Raw genomic sequence first — 310 nt, 5'->3', positions numbered from 1 at the left:
GGCCGCCTTGCTCTTCTTGATGGTCTCTCCGGCAAGGTTGAGCTGCCCGCGGAGATCGGTCTGCTCGCGTTCGACGCGAATCTGCTCGGTCCTGGCCATCAGGCCCTTCTTGACCATCGATTCGACCAGCGCCGTTTCCTGGTCGCTGACGGCGAGGCTCTTGGACAGGCGGTCTGAATTGGCGGTTGCCTCGTCCAGTTCCTTCTCGCGCTGATCGAGACGCGACTTCAGCACGGACAGCTTGACTTGGAAGTTGTCCCGGCGCGCAACGAGCAGCTTCTGCTCGTTGTCGCAGATCTCCGGGGCAGTC

The 310-nt window shown here is 62.3% G+C and carries 1 pseudogene; it reads right to left on the bottom strand.

The features are described 5' to 3' along the window. Positions 1 to 310: pseudogene (locus EN851_RS35250) on the bottom strand (HlyD family type I secretion periplasmic adaptor subunit); the annotation flags it as partial.

The sequence above is a fragment of the Mesorhizobium sp. M8A.F.Ca.ET.208.01.1.1 genome (assembly GCF_004791315.1).
Taxonomy (GTDB): domain Bacteria; phylum Pseudomonadota; class Alphaproteobacteria; order Rhizobiales; family Rhizobiaceae; genus Mesorhizobium.
Note: the sequence above shows the minus strand (reverse complement) of the source record. Positions and strands in the feature narration are given on the sequence as shown.